At 64.6% G+C, this 18,590-nt stretch carries 20 protein-coding genes; 6 read left to right on the forward strand and 14 right to left on the reverse strand.

The features are described 5' to 3' along the window. Positions 1-4: 4 nt before the first annotated feature. Positions 5-1,156: a L,D-transpeptidase family protein gene (locus AC3WN8_RS08015; protein WP_492668877.1), complete on the reverse strand. Its 1,152-nt coding sequence runs from the start codon at positions 1,154-1,156 to the stop codon at positions 5-7. 126 nt (positions 1,157-1,282) lie between these two features. Then, complete coding sequence (locus AC3WN8_RS08020; protein ID WP_492668878.1) at positions 1,283-2,134, reverse strand: universal stress protein; 852 nt, start codon at positions 2,132-2,134, stop codon at positions 1,283-1,285. 101 nt (positions 2,135-2,235) lie between these two features. Between AC3WN8_RS08020 and AC3WN8_RS08025 the strand changes: the two genes are divergently transcribed. Both AC3WN8_RS08025 and AC3WN8_RS08030 read left to right on the forward strand, forming a co-directional pair. Next, entirely contained in the window at positions 2,236-2,736 is a 501-nt protein-coding gene (locus AC3WN8_RS08025) for an Hsp20/alpha crystallin family protein (RefSeq protein ID WP_492668879.1), read from the forward strand. 262 nt (positions 2,737-2,998) lie between these two features. Then, positions 2,999-4,228 carry an MgtC/SapB family protein gene (locus tag AC3WN8_RS08030; protein ID WP_492668880.1) on the forward strand — a complete coding sequence of 410 codons (1,230 nt, stop codon included), beginning with the start codon at positions 2,999-3,001 and terminating at the stop codon, positions 4,226-4,228. A 186-nt stretch (positions 4,229-4,414) separates the two neighbouring features. Here AC3WN8_RS08030 and AC3WN8_RS08035 read toward each other — a convergent pair whose 3' ends face one another. Next, on the reverse strand, positions 4,415-4,609 hold the full coding sequence (locus AC3WN8_RS08035; RefSeq protein ID WP_492668881.1) for a YgaP family membrane protein: 195 nt from the start codon (positions 4,607-4,609) through the stop codon (positions 4,415-4,417). Between the two features lie 289 nt (positions 4,610-4,898). Continuing rightward, positions 4,899-6,221 carry an oxygen-independent coproporphyrinogen III oxidase gene (gene hemN, locus AC3WN8_RS08040; RefSeq protein ID WP_492668882.1) on the reverse strand — a complete coding sequence of 441 codons (1,323 nt, stop codon included), beginning with the start codon at positions 6,219-6,221 and terminating at the stop codon, positions 4,899-4,901. 132 nt (positions 6,222-6,353) lie between these two features. Between hemN and AC3WN8_RS08045 the strand changes: the two genes are divergently transcribed. Then, complete coding sequence (locus tag AC3WN8_RS08045; RefSeq protein WP_492668883.1) at positions 6,354-7,010, forward strand: OmpW/AlkL family protein; 657 nt, start codon at positions 6,354-6,356, stop codon at positions 7,008-7,010. A 61-nt stretch (positions 7,011-7,071) separates the two neighbouring features. On the opposite strand, the gene ccoS is transcribed toward AC3WN8_RS08045, so the two are convergent. The 9 genes from ccoS to AC3WN8_RS08090 are packed head-to-tail and all read right to left on the reverse strand — an operon-like array spanning position 7,072 to position 15,519. After that, positions 7,072-7,221, reverse strand: coding sequence for a cbb3-type cytochrome oxidase assembly protein CcoS (ccoS, locus tag AC3WN8_RS08050; RefSeq protein ID WP_492668884.1), 150 nt, complete (start codon positions 7,219-7,221; stop codon positions 7,072-7,074). Beyond that, positions 7,218-9,341 (reverse strand): heavy metal translocating P-type ATPase, encoded by a 2,124-nt coding sequence (locus AC3WN8_RS08055; RefSeq protein WP_492668885.1) that lies wholly within the window; start codon positions 9,339-9,341, stop codon positions 7,218-7,220. Before AC3WN8_RS08055 ends, ccoS begins: the two co-directional genes overlap by 4 nt. Next, on the reverse strand, positions 9,338-9,793 hold the full coding sequence (locus AC3WN8_RS08060) for a FixH family protein (RefSeq protein WP_492668886.1): 456 nt from the start codon (positions 9,791-9,793) through the stop codon (positions 9,338-9,340). The genes AC3WN8_RS08055 and AC3WN8_RS08060 overlap by 4 nt, the downstream gene beginning before the upstream one ends. After that, entirely contained in the window at positions 9,790-11,241 is a 1,452-nt protein-coding gene (ccoG, locus tag AC3WN8_RS08065) for a cytochrome c oxidase accessory protein CcoG (protein ID WP_492668887.1), read from the reverse strand. The genes AC3WN8_RS08060 and ccoG overlap by 4 nt, the downstream gene beginning before the upstream one ends. After that, positions 11,228-12,193, reverse strand: a complete 966-nt coding sequence (gene ccoP / locus AC3WN8_RS08070; protein ID WP_492668888.1) for a cytochrome-c oxidase, cbb3-type subunit III — start codon at positions 12,191-12,193, stop codon at positions 11,228-11,230. The genes ccoG and ccoP overlap by 14 nt, the downstream gene beginning before the upstream one ends. Next, complete coding sequence (locus tag AC3WN8_RS08075) at positions 12,186-12,347, reverse strand: cbb3-type cytochrome c oxidase subunit 3 (protein ID WP_222989191.1); 162 nt, start codon at positions 12,345-12,347, stop codon at positions 12,186-12,188. The genes ccoP and AC3WN8_RS08075 overlap by 8 nt, the downstream gene beginning before the upstream one ends. Then, on the reverse strand, positions 12,344-13,078 hold the full coding sequence (gene ccoO / locus AC3WN8_RS08080; protein ID WP_492668889.1) for a cytochrome-c oxidase, cbb3-type subunit II: 735 nt from the start codon (positions 13,076-13,078) through the stop codon (positions 12,344-12,346). The genes AC3WN8_RS08075 and ccoO overlap by 4 nt, the downstream gene beginning before the upstream one ends. A gap of 11 nt (positions 13,079-13,089) precedes the next feature. Then, a complete protein-coding gene (gene ccoN / locus AC3WN8_RS08085) occupies positions 13,090-14,757 on the reverse strand; it encodes a cytochrome-c oxidase, cbb3-type subunit I (protein ID WP_492668890.1) in 1,668 nt (555 codons plus the stop codon). A gap of 27 nt (positions 14,758-14,784) precedes the next feature. Then, positions 14,785-15,519 (reverse strand): Crp/Fnr family transcriptional regulator, encoded by a 735-nt coding sequence (locus AC3WN8_RS08090; RefSeq protein ID WP_492668891.1) that lies wholly within the window; start codon positions 15,517-15,519, stop codon positions 14,785-14,787. Positions 15,520-15,786: 267 nt separating this feature from the next. Between AC3WN8_RS08090 and AC3WN8_RS08095 the strand changes: the two genes are divergently transcribed. The 3 genes from AC3WN8_RS08095 (at position 15,787) to AC3WN8_RS08105 (ending at position 17,321) form a co-directional block, all read left to right on the forward strand. After that, the gene (locus AC3WN8_RS08095; RefSeq protein ID WP_492668892.1) at positions 15,787-16,242 is read left to right on the forward strand and encodes a potassium channel family protein; all 456 of its coding nucleotides are present in this window, start codon (positions 15,787-15,789) and stop codon (positions 16,240-16,242) included. 133 nt (positions 16,243-16,375) lie between these two features. After that, positions 16,376-16,705, forward strand: a complete 330-nt coding sequence (locus AC3WN8_RS08100; RefSeq protein WP_492668893.1) for a hypothetical protein — start codon at positions 16,376-16,378, stop codon at positions 16,703-16,705. A gap of 388 nt (positions 16,706-17,093) precedes the next feature. Further along, on the forward strand, positions 17,094-17,321 hold the full coding sequence (locus AC3WN8_RS08105; protein WP_492668894.1) for a hypothetical protein: 228 nt from the start codon (positions 17,094-17,096) through the stop codon (positions 17,319-17,321). A 133-nt stretch (positions 17,322-17,454) separates the two neighbouring features. Here the strand turns inward: AC3WN8_RS08105 and AC3WN8_RS08110 are convergent, their stop codons facing one another. Continuing rightward, positions 17,455-18,531, reverse strand: coding sequence for an NAD(P)-dependent alcohol dehydrogenase (locus tag AC3WN8_RS08110; protein WP_492668895.1), 1,077 nt, complete (start codon positions 18,529-18,531; stop codon positions 17,455-17,457). Between the last annotated feature and the right edge of the window lie 59 nt (positions 18,532-18,590).

Below are 18,590 nucleotides of genomic sequence, written 5' to 3' on the forward strand. Positions count from 1 at the left end.
AGTTTCAGCGAGGGCATTGGCCATTGGCGGCGGGCGCGCGCGCGCCCAAATCGCGACGATAGACATCGTCAAAATAACGAATGCCGGCCGCCTCGTCGGGCTCGGCGGTAAAGTAAGCGATATAAACTCGAACCGGGCTCGACAAGTCGATCGAACGTGTTTCACCTGATGCCACCGCCGCGTCGATGCGCTCGCGCGTCCAGTCCGGCACATCGCCCAGCAAAGAAGCCACGAGCCCCAGGGCATCGCCGACACGAACGCACCCATGGCTGAAAGCGCGTGCATCGAGCGTGAATAGATCCCGACTCGGCGTATCGTGCAGATAGACATTGTAGGCGTTTGGCATGACCAGCTTCATGTGGCCGAGTGCGTTGGCGGAGCCGGGCCGCTGGCGGTACCGACTGCCCTGCTGGACATACCCCTTGCGGGCCGCCTCTTTCGGGTGGTTGCGCACCAGCGCGGCGATGCTTTCGCGCGCGATCGACGGTGGAATCTCCCACCAGGGATTGAGGATCACCCCGGTGACGGTCGCGGCAAAGCTGGGTGTTGGCGAACTGGTCTTGCCGACCACCACGCGCCAGCGGCCCTTCATCGCGCCATCTTCCCAATATGTCGCTTCATATGCGGCGGTATTGACGAGCAGATATCGGCGCCCCAGCCGCCGGGGCATCCAGCGCCAGCGGTCGAGATTTGCCGCGATCGTGGCGCGATGCGCTGGATTCCGTTCGGTGCGATAGGCGTCGCGCAGCGCCAGATAGAAGGGGTGAGACGGCTGCGCGGCGTTGAAGAGGTCGCCGATCCGATCTCGCTCGACGGCGCTTCGAACGGATGTCAGTGCATCGGGCCATGCCGGATCGTCCGCGATATGCCAGCCGGTCCGAAGCGCTGCGTTGCAACATCCATTGCGATGGCTCTCGAGCATCACGACCGCCGCTTCGGTCGCCGCATCGTCAAGTCGCTCGCCAACGCCCTCTGCCATTGCTGCATTGAGCGACGCAGTTACGCCTGCGGGGATGGCGAGGCCTTCGTCCTTCGCTTTCGTAAGCCAGGCGTTCAGCACGCGTGACTGCTCGATGGACCAATTTGGCGGTCCCGGCTCCGGCGGCGCGGCGCCGATCAGGCAAAGAGCGAGAAGGCAGATCGAGATACGGTTCATGACGATGCCATCGCGTAGCGGACGATTGATCGATATCCGGATTAATACGCACCGCAGGGCAACGGCCATCGCCTCGATCAATCCGCCAGGCCTGCACCATCGCGAATACCGTTCGCCGCCTTCGTCTCAATGCGCCAGGAAGAGCGGGTGGCGATCGCGGTCGAGCATTCCCCTCGCCACACTCCCTAGAAAGGTGTGGCGAATGATCCCGTGGCCCGTCGCGCCCATCACCACCAAACCGGCGCAATGGCGTTCTGCCTCCTCGCTCAGCGTCGACGCAATACAGATATGATCGGTGATGACGTCGGCGCTGGCTGAGACGCCGTATAGCGCGAGATAATCAATCGCGGCCTCGACCGACAAGTTCCGCTCGCCGCCGATAGAAACGAGCTTTACGTCCCCTGAGCGGCGCAGAAGCGGCAGTGCGCCTTTGAGCGCGGATGACGCCGCCACGGATCCGTCCCACGCGACCAATATGGGAGCGTCCAGCACGATTCCCTCACCCTCACTGGGCATGGCGAGGATCGGCGACCCTGCACGCTTGGGCAGCGTGCCTGGAAGGCCCCCGAAGTCGCGCAGATCGTCGATCGACACAATGCAGAGGTCTGCAAGACGCGAGCGCACAAGCAACTGCGCTCCCCGATCTCCAACCGCTCGCTCCCAATGAACTGTACGCGACGGACGGAAGCGCTCGACGATCTCCAGTCGGCACCGGTCAGCAGCCTCTATATCGGGCCGTTTCGCCAGCTCGAGCGCGGCAGCGCCCGCTTCTGGCACCCGCATTGCAGTGACCGGCGTCGCAGCGTGGGGAAGTGTCTGGAGACTGATGATTTTCGCGCGAAAGGACTTTGCCAGTAACTCGGCTGCGGCAAGGCGAGACCCGATCAGATCGTCCGAATGAGCGTCGAGCAGGATGTTTTTCATCGTCGATCTCCTTTCCGCCAACCGGGCTTCGGCGATCTCGACCGGTTCCGCCATACGCAACATTCCCGATCCGGCGCCTACGTAGCATTGCGAATGGGTAAGCAGGGCGCATGCGCTAGGCTGTGCCCTCACTATTCATTTGTGGGAGGTCGAAGATGTCCAGCCATTCAAAAGCCGTGGTCAAAACACCAGCCTCACCGGTTCCCGTCACCAGGAGCAGCGCCCCGTTAGAACCATTCGGAGTGCTTCGAACCGAGATCGACAAGCTGTTCGATGACTTCATGTCGCCGTCCAGCGTTTTCATACGACCGAGAGGTCCAGTATCGATCAGCCCCGCGCTTGAGTTTGTCGACACCGGAGCGGCATACCAGCTGACCGCCGAGCTTCCCGGCCTCAAAGGAGACGATATCGATGTCAGCGTTGCCGATGGCGTGCTGACATTGTCGGGCGAGAAACGGGAAGAGAGCGAGCGGGAATCGAACGGCATACTTCTCAGCGAACGTCGATACGGCGCATTTCGACGCCAGATCCCGCTTCCGTCGGATGTCAATTCCGATGCCGTGGATGCACATTACAAGCATGGCGTCCTGCGCGTCGAGATTGCCAAGGACAAGAGCGCCGCCGGCCGGTCGCGGCGGATCGCCGTCAAGTCCTGACGGTTCCCCGCGTGTCCCGGCCGTCAGGCGGGGCACCATTCAGCGGCCTTGTCGATGTGCATCCGGAAATCCGCGCTCAGATCCGGCGGGGCGTGCTTGCGGCACGCTGGACGCGCCATGGCTGGAGCGCTCCACGACCTGTCGCGAAAGACGCAGATGCAGAATCTGTTCGGGGCTCAAAGCCACCATAGCCTGATCCTTTGCAAATCGGGTTTCACTCCGGCCGGGGCATCATAGCATGCAGTGGTGGGGATTGACGGAGTTGGAGCAGCTCAGGCCGCTCGCCGCGGCTCTCGCTATCGGTCTGCTCATCGGCGTCGAGCGGGGTTGGCTGCTCCGTCTCGAGCCCGCTGGAAGTCGCGTGGCAGGCTTCAGGACCTTCGGGATGCTGGGTTTGACGGGCGGCATCGCGACGCTTCTGCCACTCCCTATAGCTAGCGTAATTCTGGCCGCCGCGGTCACTCTTATCGTGGTCGGCTACGTCCGCGACAGCGTCGATCGCAATGCGCGTAGCGCTACCACGTCGCTCGCTGCACTTATGACACTGATGCTCGGTGCACTCGCGACCACGCCTTATCAGGCTGGAGCGTTTGCCTCAGCGGCGGTCGTCATGGCGTTGCTGTCGATGCGTCGCAGTCTTCATGCCCTGCTCAAGGGAATCAGTCCGGAGGAAATGGGGTCGATCGGTCGCTTCGCCCTCATCGCCTTGGTCGTCCTGCCGGTCATGCCCAATCGTCCGCTCGGTCCCTACGGGGCGATCAATCCCTTTCAGATATGGATGGTCGTCGTCCTTGTCTGCGGCCTGTCTTTCATAGGGTATGCGGCGACGCGCCGCGCGGGTCCGACACGCGGCCTGCTGCTCACCGCCGCCACGGGCGCGATCGTTTCCTCGACGGCGGTGACGGCCGCTTATGCACGCAAGCTTTCAATACCCTCGGACAGCGAGGGGGCGCTCATCGCTGGCATTGCCATCGCGTCGAGCACGATGTTCGTGCGCGTGCTGCTGCTTGCGGCCGTCCTGGTGCCGTCAGCCTTGCCAAGACTGGCGATATCGATGATCCCGGCAGCGATGGTCGCACTCGGTTGTGCCGTGCTCGCGGTCTGGCGCCTCCCGAAGGCGAGTGGTGAGATCCCGCTGGGCAATCCGCTCGATTTTGGACCAGCCCTTCTGCTCGCCGGTATGGTGGGTGCGTTGTCCATCGCCTTGCGCTGGGCGGAGGGCCGGTTCGGTGAAGCGGGAATGGGCATTCTTCTCACCTTGACTGGCGTTGCTGATGTCGACGCGGCGGTTTTGGCGGTGTCTGGCATCGTGCCGCAACTGATGGATGGTGACACGGCAGGGACTCTGCTGGCGGCGCCCGTGCTTGCAAACACGCTGCTCAAGGCCGTTATGACGCTTGCAATCGCCCGGAATGGGCGAGGGGTGAGAGCGGCCGCGCCGCTCTTCGTAAGTGTGGTAGCGGCTATGGCGGGGCTGGCTTTGGTCCGCTGATCGATGCAACTTCGCCGATGACGAGCGTGCGGTAGCAGGAGCGCGCATGCGGTTGGGGAGGCATTGGTAGGGGGGCACCGCTACGAATGGACTCGCATCGGTAATGGATCAATATAGTTTGCGCGTCATGCCCCTTGGCGAAACCGGCGGGTTCGAAGCTTGGAAAGTCTTTTGGCGTCGCATCGATCACAGATCGGAGCGCACGGTCGATATACCCAAAACCCAATAGAGAGGGCACCAGCCCAGCAGGGCCGTTGCCAAGGGGATGATGCCGATCCGGCCAAACCCATTGTCGTCGATGATGAGGGGCAGCGCCAGCAAACCAGCACCGAGCAGCAGCCGCGCAAATCGATCGACGTCTCCGATATTCTTATGGGGCATGAAGATTCTCCTGTCTGAGGAGATTGGGACAATCCACTGGCTCACATGTTCAGGACGACTATGGGAGGCAGCGCTCTAGTCGGCATTTGGGCGCTTTCCCGATTTCTTGCGCCGGTCGCACACGGCATGGCATGCCTTCTTGCAATCGGCTGGCGTGGAATTCCGGTCATTTACGGGCATCGTCATCATCCGTGGGCCGGCGCCGGTGCAGATGCGGACCATCATCTCGTTCGGCGGCAACGCGGCAGCGGGCGAGGCGAGCATCACCAGGCTGACGAACGCGACGATCCTAGATAGCATTGCTGAAGCGCCGCGCATCGGGCTGGCGATAGCCGTCGAATATGGCGGCGATCACGCGGGCATAGGGAGTGGCGTCGTCCGCCATGCGGAGCACCGACCCATGCCATGCGGCCAGGCCGCGATCGACGAAGGGCGCCATCCGCGCGACGGTCGCGGCGCGATCGGGCAGGCCGGCGGTCTCGGTCTCTCCGGTGCAGAGTAGCCTTTGAATGATACCGCCGCGCAATCGATCCTCCGCACCGCGGAACATGCCGCGCGATGTCGGCAGCCGACCGGCGCTGACCAGCATGCGGTAGCGCCCGGCATTCTTCTCGTTCTGGAGGATGCGATCGGGGAAGGCGCTGATCGAGCTGGCGCCCAGTCCGATCACGATCTCGCTCGGATCGTCGGAGAAACCCTGGAAATTGCGGGTGAGTTTACCCGCTCGCGCGGCCACTGCGAGCGGATCGTCAGGCAACGCGAAATGATCGAAGCCGATGGATTTATAGCCCAGCGCGGCGAGCTGGTCGTGGCCGAGCGCTGCTTGCCGAAAACGTGCGGAGGCATCGGGCAGCGCGGTCGCTTCGATCCGCCGCTGTCGTGGTATAAGGTGTGGCACATGCGCATAGCCGAACAGTGCGATGCGATCGGGCGCCATCGCCATTGCCCCGTCCAGTGACTCGCTGAGATCTGCAAGGCTCTGCCCGGGCAGACCGTACATCAGGTCGAAATTGATCGATCCGATTCCAGCCGCGCGTAGCCAGCGCACCGCTTGCGCAATCGTCTCTGCAGGTTGGACACGCCCGATCGCGCGCTGAACCGGCTCGGCGAGCGTCTGGACGCCCAGGCTGACGCGGCGCGCGTCCATCGCACCAAGTGTACCGGCCCATTCATGGCTGAAGTCGCGTGGATCGAGCTCCACCGAAAGTCCGTCTTGCGCATCGCCGAATGCGGCGCGAAGCGCCCCGCACAGCGCGATAAAGGCGGCGGGCGCGATCGCATTGGGGCTGCCGCCGCCGAACGAGATGCGTTTCAGCCGTCCGCGCCCGGCAAGCCGCTCGCCGGTTAGCGCTATCTCCGCGTGCAGCGCATCGAGATAGGCGGTGAGGCGGCTCTCTCGATTGGCAGCACCAGTGTTGCACCCGCAATACCAGCAGATCTCGCGGCAGAAGGGGATGTGGACATAAAGCGAAACCGGAGTTTCGGCCTCCAAAGCATCCAACGCGTCGGCCATATCAGTGGCGCCCGGCCCGTCATGGAATTCCGCGGCGGTCGGATAGCTGGTGTAGCGCGGCACCGGCGTGGCGAGCAGATCGGGATGATAGGTCCACATGCCTGCGATCATACCGTGCCTGTGCTGTCATCATTTGATCCAGGTCAAAACTCTCCTTGGCTTGGATCAAGGAGCGTTCACAGATTCCGGTCCAGTTCCTTGCGCATCGAAGCAAGGAAGGACCATCGTGTCATGAGGAAACTGATCGTGTTGCCGGTGATCGCCGCCGGCCTGATCGCTCCGCCCGCCCTCGCCGAAAGGGGCGATACCTATCTGCGCATCCGCGCGATCGCCGTCACGCCCGCCGAGCGGTCGGGCAGCGTGCTGCCCGGCTTTCCGGGCGAGAAGGTCCGCGTCAACGACAGCGTGATGCCTGAAATCGACGTGACGCACATGCTGACCGACCATGTCGGCGTCGAGCTGATCGCGGCGACCACCAAACATGCCGCGTCGGGCCGCACGGGTACCACCGGCACCATCGGCAGGCTCGCCTCCACCTGGGTACTGCCGCCGACGCTGACGGTGCAATACCACCCGATCGCGAACGGCCCGGTCCGCCCCTATGTCGGCGCCGGCATCAACTACACGCTCTTCTATGCGGAGGACGCGTCCAAGGGGCTGGAAGCCGCGGTCGGCAAGACGCAGGTCTCGATGTCCGACAGCGTCAGCTACGCCTTGCAGGCGGGCGTGGATATCGACCTCAACAAGACGATCTTCCTCAATCTCGACGCCAAATATCTCGATATCTCGACGGTCGCGACGCTGCGTACCACCGCTGCCGGCACCCAGAAGGTGAAGATCGACCTCAATCCCATCGTCATCGGAGTGGGTATCGGACTCAGGCTCTGATCTCGCTCCACCGGGCCCTCCCACTGAGGCCGGCGATGATCGTCGCCGGCCTCTCTTTTTGTCAGCGAGGCTCGTCCTCATCGACCAGGATGCGGAGCGCGGCGCCGTCCATATCGTCGAACTGGCCGGCGCGCAGCGCCCAGAAGAATGCCGCGAGCCCGGCAAGGCCAAGCGACAGCGCGATCGGAATCAACAGGGCCAGGCCATTCATCGGGCGGCACTCCTCAAACGCAGGGCATTGGCGACGACGATGATCGAGGATCCGGACATCGCCAGCGCCGCGATCAGCGGCGTCACATGGCCGGCGATCGCCAGCGGGATCGCGACCACATTATAGCCGATCGCGAGCGCGAAATTCTGGCGCACCACGCGCATCGTCGCGCGCGCCGCGCGGATCGCGATTGGCACGGGCGCCAGCCCGTCGCCCAGCCACACCGTATCGGCGCCGCTCTGCCCGGCATCGCTGGCCGAGGCCGGCGCCATCGAGACATGGGCGGCGGCGAGCGCCGGCCCGTCGTTCAGCCCGTCGCCCACCATCAGCACCTTGGCGCCGCCGGCGGACAGCCGCGCGAGCGCGTCGAGCTTGTCCTGCGGCAGCATGCCGGTCTGCGCGGTCAGCCCCAGCGCGCGCGCGACCGGCAGCACGGCCGCGGCGCGGTCGCCTGACAGGATCGAGCTCTGGATGCCCAGCGCGGCCAATTGGGCGGGCAGCGCCTCCGCGCCGGGGCGCAGGCGATCCTCGAACAGGATCGTCACGGGTTCCTCACCCTCGATCCCGAAGCGGCAGGCCATCGCCTCCCCCGCCTCGTCCGCGCGGCCCAGCGCCACCGCCTCGCCTTCGAACAGCCCGCTCAATCCCATGCCCGGCGTCTCGCTGATCGCTTCCACCTGCGCGGCGGGAATGCCCTCACGCTCGATCGCCTTGCGCAGCGCCTGGCTCAGTGGATGGCGGCTGTTGCGGGCCAGGCCCAGGATCACGCTTTTCTGCCGCCAGTCCAGCACAGAGAGGTTGACGGGCTCGGGCCGGCCAAGCGTGAGCGTGCCCGTCTTGTCGAACACCGCGCGATCGGCCTCCGCCAGCCGCTCGAGCGCGGACCCGTCCTTCACCAGCACGCCCGCGCGCATCAGCGCGCCGCAGGCGACGATCTGTGAAACCGGCACCGCCAGCCCCAGCGCGCAGGGGCAGGTGATGATAAGCACCGCCACCGCGATCATCAGCGACTGGTGCCAGCCGGCGCCCGCCAGCATCCAGCCCGCGAAGCTGAGCAGTGCGAGCAGATGGACGGCGGGCGCGTAATAGCGCGCCGCGCGATCGGCGAGGCGGACATAATGCGAGCGCGACTGGGTAGCGTTCTCCATCATCCGCGCGATATCGGCGATCGCAGTATCCGGCCCCGCGGCGGTGATTCGCACCGTCACCGGCGCGTCGATATTGAGCGTGCCGGCATGGACGGCATCGCCCTCCCCCGCCGCCCGCGGCGCGCTTTCGCCGGTGAGCAGCGCGATATCGAAGCGGCTCGCGCCCTTTTCGATCACACCGTCGGCCGCCAGCCGCTCGCCCGCTGCGACGATCATCCGCATGTTGGGCGCCAGGCTCTGCGCGTCGCGCCAGTCGGTGCCGCCACTCTTGTTGAGCACGAGCGCGCCCGCCGCGCGATGCTTGAGCAGCGCGGTGACGCCGTCGCGCGCGCGATCGCGCATCACGCTGTCGAGCACGCGGCCGGTCAGCAGGAAGAACAGCAGCATCACCGCGCCGTCGAAATAGGCGTGCGGGCCGCTGTTGATCGTTTCGAACAGGCTGATCGCGCAGGTCAGCAGCACGCCGATCGCGATCGGCACGTCCATATTGGTGCGGCCGTGCCGAAGAGCGGTCCAGGCGGACTTGAAGAAGGGCCGCCCCGCATAGGCGACGGTGGGCAGCGCGATCATCGCGGAAAGCCAGTGGAACAGGTCGCGCGTCGCGCCTTGCGCGCCCGACCAGACCGAGACCGACAACAGCATCACGTTCATCGACGCGAAGCCCGCCACCGCCAGCGCACGCAGCAGGGCCCGGCTTTCGCTGTCGTCCGCCTCCGCCACGGCGTCGCCCAGCGGCTGCGCCTCGAAACCGAGCGCGCCGATCGCGTCGCCCAGATCGGGAATGGTGAGTTCGGGCAAATGGCTGATCGTTACGCGCCGCGTGGTGAAATTGACGCGCGCCGCCGCGATCCCGGCGGTTAGCGCCAGCCCGTCCTCCAGCTTGAAGATGCAGCCGGCGCAGTGGATGCCGGGCACGGAAAAGACGGTTTCGCTGAGTGGCGCGGCGCCGGCGGGACGATCGACCACGCTCATTTCAACGTCTCCATCGCATGAAAGTCCCGGCCGTCGCGGCTGATCGTGGCGTGCAGCAGCCAGCGCCCGGCGGGCAGCGGCCGGGTGGCGCGTAGCCGCCCGGGCGCCACGGGCACGAAATCGATCGCGATATCGGGCGCGCGGCCCAATGGATGGCGCGCGGTCGCGGTGGCGTGCGCGCCCGGCGCGTCGATATCGATCACGACATGGCGTTGCCCGTCGAGCGTCATCGCCACGCTCCAGCCCAGCGCCTTCTGCGCCGCCGCGTCCTTCAGCCAGCCGTTGAACTTCTGGCTGGCGACATAGCTGTTATCGACGACGGTGCCGCCGAAACTGCCGATGGCGAGGCGCGCCATGGTGATATTGACCGCGACGACCACCGCGAAAAAGGCGATGAGGATCGCGGCCATATGGCGGCCGGTGAAAGGACGGGCCTTGAAGGGACGGATCATGGCGTGGCCTCCGGACGTTCGAACTGGGCATCGCTGCGGTTGCGCCCGCCTTCGGCGTCGAGCGCGCGGACGGTGAAGCCGAAGGGTTCGCGCACCGCGCCCGCCATATCCGCCCCAACAAAGACGCGCTGCTTGGCGACGCTGTCCGCCGGCACCTGGATGCGGAGCGTGCGGGCATTTGCCGGGCGCGCGCCGCCCGTCCACAGCACCGCGCCCGCCAGCCCATCCATGCCGATCTCCACGTCGCGCGGGCGCGCTTCCATGTTGCGGACCTTGACGGTGAAGCTGTTGCGGATCGTGCCGTCGGCCAGCCGCACGTAGAGCGGGTTGCGATCCTGCTGCGCGCTGATGTCGAGCCGGGTGCGCGTGCCCAGCGCGAACAGCATCGCCGCGCCGATCGACATCCAAACCAGCAGATAGGCGATGGTGCGCGGCCGCAGCAGCAACTTGATGACCGGCTTGGCCGGCGCGCCGGCGCGCTCGCGATCGGCGTCCTCGGTCGATGCATAGTCGATCAGGCCGCGGGGCTTGCCGATCTGTGCCATCACCTTGTCGCACGCATCGATGCACAGGGCGCAGGTGATGCAGCCGATCTGCGGCCCTTCGCGGATGTCGATGCCGGTGGGGCAGACGGACACGCACTGCAGGCAATCGATACAGTCGCCGGTTTCGGCCAGCGCCGCCGTCTGCGTCTTCTTCAGGCCATGGCCGCGCGGTTCGCCGCGCCAGTCCTTGTAGGTGACGATCAGCGACTTTTCGTCGAGCATCGCGGTCTGGATGCGCGGCCAGGGGCACATATAGACGCACACCTGCTCGCGCATGAAGCCGCCCAGGGTGAAGGTGGTCGCGGTCAGCACCGCGATGCTGCCATAGGCGACCGGCGCGGCGTCTAATGCCAGCAACGCCCTCAGCAGAGTCGGCGCGTCGGCGAAATAGAAGACCCAGGCGCCGCCCGTTGCAACGGCGATCAGCAACCAGATGCTCCACTTGCCCAGTCGCTTCGCGATCTTGGCCGGCCCCAAGGGCGCCTTGGCGAGCCGGAACTGGGCGTTGCGGTCGCCATCGATGAAGCGTTCGACATGCTGGTAGAGATCGGTCCACACGGTTTGCGGACAGGCATAGCCGCACCATGCGCGCCCGACGGCCGAGGTGACGAGGAACAGGCCGATCCCCGCCATCACCAGCAGCCCGGCGACATAATAGAATTCGTGTGGCCAGATCTCGATCGCGAACATGTAGAAACGGCGATTGGCGAGATCGACCAGCACCGCCTGGTCGGGCGCATAGGGGCCGCGATCCCAGCGCAGCCAGGGTGTGACGTAATAGATGGTGAGGGTGACCACCATGATCGCCCATTTCAGGCGGCGATAGAAACCGTCGACCGCCTTGGGATAGACGGCCTTGCGCTTCTCGTAGAGCGACGGAGTTATGTGCTCAGCGTTCGACATTGGTCGTCGCCGCAGTCGCCGCCGCATCCGCGACGGGGGTCGCGGGCGCATCGGAGACGGGCAGGGTGCCGAGCGCGGGCAGCGCCTCTCCGCCGCCCAGCGAATGGACATAGGCGGCGAGCATCTTCACCGTCACCGGCCCCAGCTTCTCGCCCCAGCGCGGCATCACGCCGTAACGCGCGGCGGTGATGGTCGCGGCGATATCCTCGCGGCTGCCGCCATAGAGCCAGATCGGATCGGTCAGATTGGGCGCGCCGAACGCGCGCAGCCCCTTGCCGTCCGCGCCGTGGCAGACCGCGCAATTCTCCGCGAACAGCGTCGCCCCCCGGCGCGCTGCCGGGCCCGGCTTTTCCTGTCCGGAGATCACGCGGACATGGGCGGCGAGATCGTCGATCTGCGCCGGCTTCAATATGCCGTCGCGGCCGAAGGCGGGCATGAGCGACATGCGCGTCTGATCATGATCCGGATTCCGGATGCCATGTTCGATCGTATATTGAAGCGACTTGATGTCGCCGCCCCACAGCCAGTCGTCGTCGTTGAGGTTGGGATAGCCCTTGGACCCCGCTGCGCCCGAGCCGTGGCACTGGACGCAATGGACCTTGAACGCGGCGCGCCCGCCCTCGACGGCGGCGTGCATCAGCTCCGGATTGTCGGTTAGCCGATCGATCGGAGTGGCGGCGAGCGCCAGCATGATCGGGGAGCGCTTCTTCGCCTCCGCCGCCATCTCCTTCTCGAAATCGCCGCGGCTCGACCAGCCGAGCGTGCCGCCGGTCGCACGGTCGATCAGCGGCCAGGCGGGATAGGCGACGGTATAGCCGACCGCGAAGACGATGCTGGCGTAGAAGGTCCACAGCCACCAGCGGGGCATGGGGGTATCGAGTTCCTCGATCCCGTCCCATTCATGGCCCATCGTCTGGGTGCCGGTGGCTTCGTCGATGCGTTTTTCAGCCATTGTGACGATCCTCGAAGATCATGTGCGCCGCGTCGCGGTGACGGGCGGAAGCGCCTTTGCGAAAGGTCCAGCCGACAAAGGTGACGAAGAGCACGCTCATGAAGACGAGGCCCCAACTGTCGGCGAAGTGGCGGAGGGTGTCGTACAGGCTCATCGCGCCTGCTCCTGCGGGGCGGCCGCCTCGAAATCGACGAGCGTGCCAAGCATCTGGAGATAGGCGACGAGCGCGTCCATCTCGGTCAACTGGCCGGGCTTGCCGTCGAAATCGCGGATCTGCGCCTTGGGATAGCGATCCTTGAAGCCTTCGGAGTCGAAATCGGGATCGGTCTGCGCGCGCAGGTCGTCATTGGCCGCCTCGATCGCCTTGTCGGTATAAGGCACGCCGACCCGGTAGAGTGCACGCAGATGCTGGCGCATGTCGCCCGCCTTCAGCTCGCGCTCCGCCAGGAACGCGTAGGAGGGCATGATCGATTCCGGCACCACCGATTGCGGATCTTTCAGGTGCTGGACATGCCATTCGTCGGAATAACGGCCGCCCACCCGCGCCAGATCGGGGCCGGTGCGCTTCGATCCCCATTGGAAGGGATGATCGTACATGCTTTCCGCCGCCAGGCTGTAATGGCCGTAACGCTCCACCTCGTCGCGGAACGGACGGATCATCTGGCTGTGGCAGTTGTAGCAGCCCTCGCGCATGTAGATGTTGCGCCCGGCCTGTTCGAGCGGGGTGTAGGGCCGCACGCCCTCCACCTTCTCGATCGTGCTGTCGATCCAGAAGAGCGGCGCGATCTCGACGATGCCGCCGATCGCGACCACCACCAGCGACAGCGCGCCGAGCAGCGTGACGTTGCGTTCGATCTTCGCGTGGCTGAAGAATTTGCTCGCCATGACTGAGGTCCTTATTCGGCGGGAACGGCGGCGGGGGCCGGCAGCGGACGATCCTTCGCGGGATCATAGGCGGCGTCGCGCATCGGCTTTTCGGCGCGTTGCCGGCCGGCGATCGTCATCCAGATGTTGAAGGCCATCACCAGCGCGCCGGCCAGGTAGAGCAGGCCGCCCGTCGCGCGGATCACGTACATCGGAAACATCGCGCTCACGACTTCGGAGAAGGCGTAGACGAGGTAGCCGTCAGCCCCGTATTCGCGCCACATCAGCCCCTGCATGATGCCGGCGACCCACATCGACGCCGCGTAGAGGACGATGCCCACGGTCGCGAGCCAGAAGTGCCAGTTGACCATGCGCAGCGAATAGAGCCGGCTGCGGCCCCACAGGCGCGGCGCCAGATAATAGAGCGCGGCGAAGGTGATCATGCCGTTCCAGCCCAGCGCGCCGGAATGGACATGCCCGATCGTCCAGTCGGTATAGTGCGACAGGCTGTTGACCGCCTTGATCGACATCAGCGGCCCTTCGAAGGTGCTCATGCCGTAGAAGGCGAGCGCCATCACCATCATGCGGATGATCGGATCGGTGCGGATCTTGTCCCATGCGCCGTTAAGCGTCATCAGGCCGTTGATCATGCCGCCCCAGCTCGGCATCCACAGCATGATCGAGAAGACCATGCCCAGCGTCTGCGCCCAATCGGGCAGCGCGGTGTAGTGCAGATGGTGCGGACCCGCCCAGATGTAGAGGAAGATCAGCGACCAGAAGTGGATGATCGACAGGCGGTAGGAATAGACCGGCCGTTCGGCCTGCTTGGGCACGAAATAATACATCATGGCCAGGAAGCCGGCGGTCAGGAAGAAGCCGACGGCGTTGTGGCCGTACCACCACTGTGTCAGCGCATCCTGGACGCCCGCGAAGGCGCTATAGCTCTTGGAACCGACCAAGCTGACAGGGATCGCCAGATTGTTGACGATATGCAGCATTGCGATGGTGATGATGAAGGAAAGATAGAACCAGTTGGCCACATAGATATGCGGCTCGCGGCGCTTGAGGATCGTGCCTCCGAACACGAGCAGATAGCAGACCCAGACGACGGTGAGCCACAGATCGACATACCATTCGGGCTCGGCATATTCCTTCGCCTCGGTGACGCCCATGACATAGCCGGTGGCGGCGAGCACGATGAAGAGCTGGTATCCCCAGAAGACGAAGCGCGCCATCGTCGGGAACGCCAGCCGCGCGCGGCAGGTGCGCTGGACGACATAGAAGCTGGTCGCGATCAGCGCGTTGCCGCCGAACGCGAAGATCACCGCCGATGTGTGCAGCGGACGCAGCCGGCCGAAGCTGGTATATTCGATCCCCAGGTTGAGCGCGGGGAAAGCGAGCTGGAGCGCGATGTAGAGCCCGGCTAGGAAACCCGCGAGGCCCCAGAAGACCGTCGCGACCACGCCCCAGCGGATCGGATCGTCGTCATAGACGCCCTCGTCCGCCGGCCCGGGCAGGATGCCGCTGGCCAAGGCGGCATAGTCCGCCCGCCTGAGCCCTGCCCAGAGCGCGATCATCGCGGCGAGGCCGACGATCACCATATGCACCGAAAATCCGGGGTCGTGCGACAGCGCGAACCCCGCGATCGCGAGCAGGACGACAAGCATCCAGCCCCCGCTCTTCATCACCAGATTATCCATCGACCGGCTCCCTCTGCGCGGCGTTGTTCAATGCGGGCGGTGGCCCGGCTGCTCGCCGGCAATCGCCCGAAGCGTGTCTGCGTCGCGGATCTCGAAACTGTCGCGGGTCGGCAGCGCGATGATGCCGCTGGCCTTGAGTTTGCCGATCTGGCGGCTCACCGTTTCGATCGTCAGCCCCGCCAGATCTGCCATCTGGCCCCGGCTGAGCGGAAAGCGATGACACATCGCCTGGTTGTCGCCTGCGAAGTCCGCGATGAGGGCTGCCACCCGTTCCATCGCCGTCCCGCGCCCGATCATCAGCAGCCAGCGGCGGGCGCGATCGAGGTCGGCGAGGGCGCGATCGAGCATCGCCGCGCTCACCTCGGGATGGCTTCCCGCCATCGTGGCAAAGGCCTCGCGCGGGAATAGGCAAATTTCGACTGGATTGAGCGCAACCGCCGCGAAGGCGCTGATTCTGTCGTCAATCCGGCCGATAAAGCCTCCCGGCCCGACAATGCCCAGGATTTGTTCGCGCCCATCCGCGGTGGTGGCGGACAGCTTCACTGCACCGCTCAGGATATTGGCGACGAAAGCGGGCGTCTCTCCCTGCCAGAGGATCGTCTGACCCTTGGCGATCGTGCGGCGCCGGCCCATCCAATGAAGCGCGCGCCGACTCTCTTCGTCGATCCGTGCGCAGATGCCATCCGTGTCGCGTACGCATGCCTCGCATGTCATTTGCGCCCGAGCGCCGCGCGTCACGGAAACCTGAAAAGATGCTGTCATATCACTGTCGCCAGGGGCTGCTCCGGCGGATCCGGCGTCGCTCCTGCCCCGGCGCCCTGATGATCTCGGCGCAGTTTTCCAGATATACGGAGTTTCCCGTACTTCTGCGAAAACGGCTCGGGATCGACGATCTCTCGGAACGTAATCGGTAGAAGCCCTAGGTTCGACCTCGGGCGATTTGTCATATGTGGAACGGCGATCGGGCGCCGGCAGTTCGCGATTAAGTCTGTGCCCGCTGCAACTTGGGTATCTGCACAGAGGTTTGCTATGACGCTCACCACGCAACTCGCGATGGCATCATTGGTCGTTGCTGCAACGGTTCTGCTCCATCTCGCAGGCCTGGCAGCGCTTTTGGCAATCTTACGTCGTCACCGGCACGTTCCGGACCGTATGCTGGCGGCAATGCTGAACACTGCCGCAATCCTGTTCGGAGCGTTCGGGCTTTTCGGCCTCCATTCGCTGGAGATCTGGGCCTGGGCCGGGGTGTACCGATGGCTCGATGTATTGCCCGATCTGGAGCAGGCGCTATATTTCTCGACGTCGACCTATGTCACGATCGGCTATGGGGATGTCGTCCTTCCGCACGGAAGTCGGATCCTTGGTGCGATCGAGGGCGCAAGCGGCATCATATTGATCGGCTGGTCGACGGCCTTTTTCTTTTCGGTTGTGGATCGGCTCAAGCTACTCGAACGTGGGCTTGCGGCGGGGCAGCCGGAAATGTGACCAGGTCACTCGCCGCGTGCGGCAGCGGAATTGTTGGTGACGCTTGCGCTCCCATTGTCGGCATCGGGAAATCTACGCATTTGCGCGAGCCGACGTTGTCGCGATTGAGGTCTTCCAACCGAGGAGGCTTTCAATGCGCTCGTTAGTCATTCTGATATCCGTGCTTGCGCTGGGCGCATGCGACCGACCCGGCCACGAAGCGACCGAAGCTTCAAACGAAAATGTGGCGAGTGCCAATTCCGCAGAGACTGTCGCGGCACTTCACCCGCGCCAGCGCGAGGCGGTTCTGTTCCGGGCGATCAGAGATGCCGGGCTCCCTTGCCAGGATGTCGTCAGGACCGAACAGATCGAAGACACGATGGGCAAGCCGACTTGGCGCGCACGATGCGAGGATGGTGCGTCACACCTCATCATCATCAACCCGGATGGGTCCGCAGCCGTGATGAGCAGAACGACGCCCTGAAATAAACGTGTTCCTGCGGAGACGTAACGCGTCCGCAGGCTTCGTGGCCATCGTCCCGAGCGCGGTCGGTCTTGCCTCGTGCACCGGACATCTTCCTGCGTATCGACCGCATTCCAGGCCGAACGCCGCGATTGGTCATGCCGAAGGAACGGGTGGGGATGGCCGCTTACGAGTCAGCTATTGGGGCCGTCGCGGACGCGCCTTTCGGACCTCGATCGCCTCGCTTCTGGTGTGCTGCCGAACTCGCACTTCAAGAGGGATTTGGCACCACGAACCAACCAGGAAATGCGAAGGTCCGGATTAGGTACTCTTCCCAATGTTGAATGCTGCAGGTGAATTGTAGCTTTAGGTGAATTGTAGCTTTGAGCGGTCGAATGGGGACGTTCATATGACGGACGATTCAAGCGTAGAAGAGACGACAGTGGCGGGTCAGGTGGTAGCTGAGGCGGCCGAGGCGTTCTGGCACATGTACCTGGCTCTGTTCACCGGGTACTGGGACCTGATTGCGGCGGTCTCAGTGTCGCCAGCGGGCCGGGCGCACCGGCGACCGGCGGATGAGCAGCTTGTCGTGCCCGAGCCGCTCGAGGAAAGAGGGGAATACGCCCTGTTCGCCTGAGCGATGCTCCTCTCTGGGCTAATCATCCGGGCGAGCGGGCGACGGATGATCTCCGCTTTCGTCAAGACGCACCCGCCGATCGAGACTGCGTGACGCTTTACGCAGGATCTCACCGGCGCCGCGGGCAGCGGCGTCATGGCCTGATCGCCACCTTGAGTACACCATCGCGCTGATGCCCGAAGACATCATATGCGGTCTCGATATCGTCTAGGCTGAAATGATGGGTGACAAGCGCGCCGGTATCGATCCGTCCGTTCGCTACCGTCGCCATCAGTCTCCGCATCCGCTCCTTCCCGCCGGGGCATAATGTGGTCACGATGCGGTGATTGCCGAGGCCCGCGGCGAAAGCATCGAGAGGGATCCTCAGGTCTTCCGAATAGACGCCGAGCGACGACAGTGTGCCGCCGGGGCGAAGCGAACGAAGGGCCCATTCGAAGGTCTGTTGCTTGCCCAGTGCCTCGATGGCGACGTCGACGCCCCGGCCGCCGGTGAGCGTCATGATTGCGCTGACCGGATCCTCTCGCGTGAAGTCGACGACATGGTCGGCACCCATCTTGCGCGCGATTGCCGCGCGTTCGGGAACACTCTCGACCGCGATGATCTCCGTCGCCCCCATCAATCGCGCGCCTGCCGTCGCACACAGCCCGATCGGCCCTTGCGCGAAGACCGCCACCGTGTCGCCGAGGCGAATTTTCCCTGCTTCTGCGCCGCCGAATCCGGTCGAAAGGATGTCGGGGCACATCAGCACCTGCTCGTCGCTGAGCCCATCCGGGATCGGTGCCAGATTGGCCATAGCATCGGGAACGAGCAGAAATTCGGCTTGTGCACCGTCGATGGTATTTCCGAACCGCCATCCGCCAATCGGTTTCCACCCATGCGGCGTGCCGGCGCCGCATTGGGCATGGCAGCCGTCGAGTGAGGCGTTCGACCAGCCCGAGGGCGTGATCGCACCGGCGATGACGCGCTGCCCTTCCTGATATCCGGTGACCGCCGAGCCCAGTTTTTCGATCACGCCGACCGGCTCATGACCGATGGTGAGGCCGGATGTGACCGGATACTCGCCCTTGAGGATATGAATGTCGGTCCCGCAGATGGTGGTGGTCGTGATGCGGATCAGCGCATCGAGGGGGCCTGGCTGAGGGATCGGCTTCTCACCGAGAACGATCCGTCCTGGCTCGAGAAAGATCGTTGCGCGCATCTTGTTGGCCATGGCTGTCTCCTTTGGGAGGACGAAGCGTGCACCGCCGCCGGCAATCGGTCTTTACGGAA

It is taken from the genome of Sphingobium sp. FW305-3-2-15-F-TSA7, assembly GCF_058787155.1.

Bases quoted from the DNA above. Each gene is read 5' to 3' on its own strand.
- AC3WN8_RS08055 (WP_492668885.1), bottom strand. From the start codon at position 9,341: ATGAGCGTGGTCGATCGTCCCGCCGGCGCCGCGCCACTCAGCGAAACC.
- AC3WN8_RS08015 (WP_492668877.1), bottom strand. From the start codon at position 1,156: ATGAACCGTATCTCGATCTGCCTTCTCGCTCTTTGCCTGATCGGCGCC.
- AC3WN8_RS08060 (WP_492668886.1), bottom strand. From the start codon at position 9,793: ATGATCCGTCCCTTCAAGGCCCGTCCTTTCACCGGCCGCCATATGGCC.
- AC3WN8_RS08105 (WP_492668894.1), top strand. From the start codon at position 17,094: ATGACGGACGATTCAAGCGTAGAAGAGACGACAGTGGCGGGTCAGGTG.
- AC3WN8_RS08090 (WP_492668891.1), bottom strand. From the start codon at position 15,519: ATGACAGCATCTTTTCAGGTTTCCGTGACGCGCGGCGCTCGGGCGCAA.
- ccoS (WP_492668884.1), bottom strand. From the start codon at position 7,221: ATGAATGGCCTGGCCCTGTTGATTCCGATCGCGCTGTCGCTTGGCCTT.
- ccoP (WP_492668888.1), bottom strand. From the start codon at position 12,193: ATGGCTGAAAAACGCATCGACGAAGCCACCGGCACCCAGACGATGGGC.
- AC3WN8_RS08035 (WP_492668881.1), bottom strand. From the start codon at position 4,609: ATGCCCCATAAGAATATCGGAGACGTCGATCGATTTGCGCGGCTGCTG.
- AC3WN8_RS08075 (WP_222989191.1), bottom strand. From the start codon at position 12,347: ATGAGCCTGTACGACACCCTCCGCCACTTCGCCGACAGTTGGGGCCTC.
- AC3WN8_RS08095 (WP_492668892.1), top strand. From the start codon at position 15,787: ATGACGCTCACCACGCAACTCGCGATGGCATCATTGGTCGTTGCTGCA.
- ccoO (WP_492668889.1), bottom strand. From the start codon at position 13,078: ATGGCGAGCAAATTCTTCAGCCACGCGAAGATCGAACGCAACGTCACG.
- AC3WN8_RS08100 (WP_492668893.1), top strand. From the start codon at position 16,376: ATGCGCTCGTTAGTCATTCTGATATCCGTGCTTGCGCTGGGCGCATGC.
- AC3WN8_RS08020 (WP_492668878.1), bottom strand. From the start codon at position 2,134: ATGGCGGAACCGGTCGAGATCGCCGAAGCCCGGTTGGCGGAAAGGAGA.
- ccoG (WP_492668887.1), bottom strand. From the start codon at position 11,241: ATGTCGAACGCTGAGCACATAACTCCGTCGCTCTACGAGAAGCGCAAG.
- ccoN (WP_492668890.1), bottom strand. From the start codon at position 14,757: ATGGATAATCTGGTGATGAAGAGCGGGGGCTGGATGCTTGTCGTCCTG.
- hemN (WP_492668882.1), bottom strand. From the start codon at position 6,221: ATGTGGACCTATCATCCCGATCTGCTCGCCACGCCGGTGCCGCGCTAC.
- AC3WN8_RS08045 (WP_492668883.1), top strand. From the start codon at position 6,354: ATGAGGAAACTGATCGTGTTGCCGGTGATCGCCGCCGGCCTGATCGCT.
- AC3WN8_RS08025 (WP_492668879.1), top strand. From the start codon at position 2,236: ATGTCCAGCCATTCAAAAGCCGTGGTCAAAACACCAGCCTCACCGGTT.
- AC3WN8_RS08110 (WP_492668895.1), bottom strand. From the start codon at position 18,531: ATGGCCAACAAGATGCGCGCAACGATCTTTCTCGAGCCAGGACGGATC.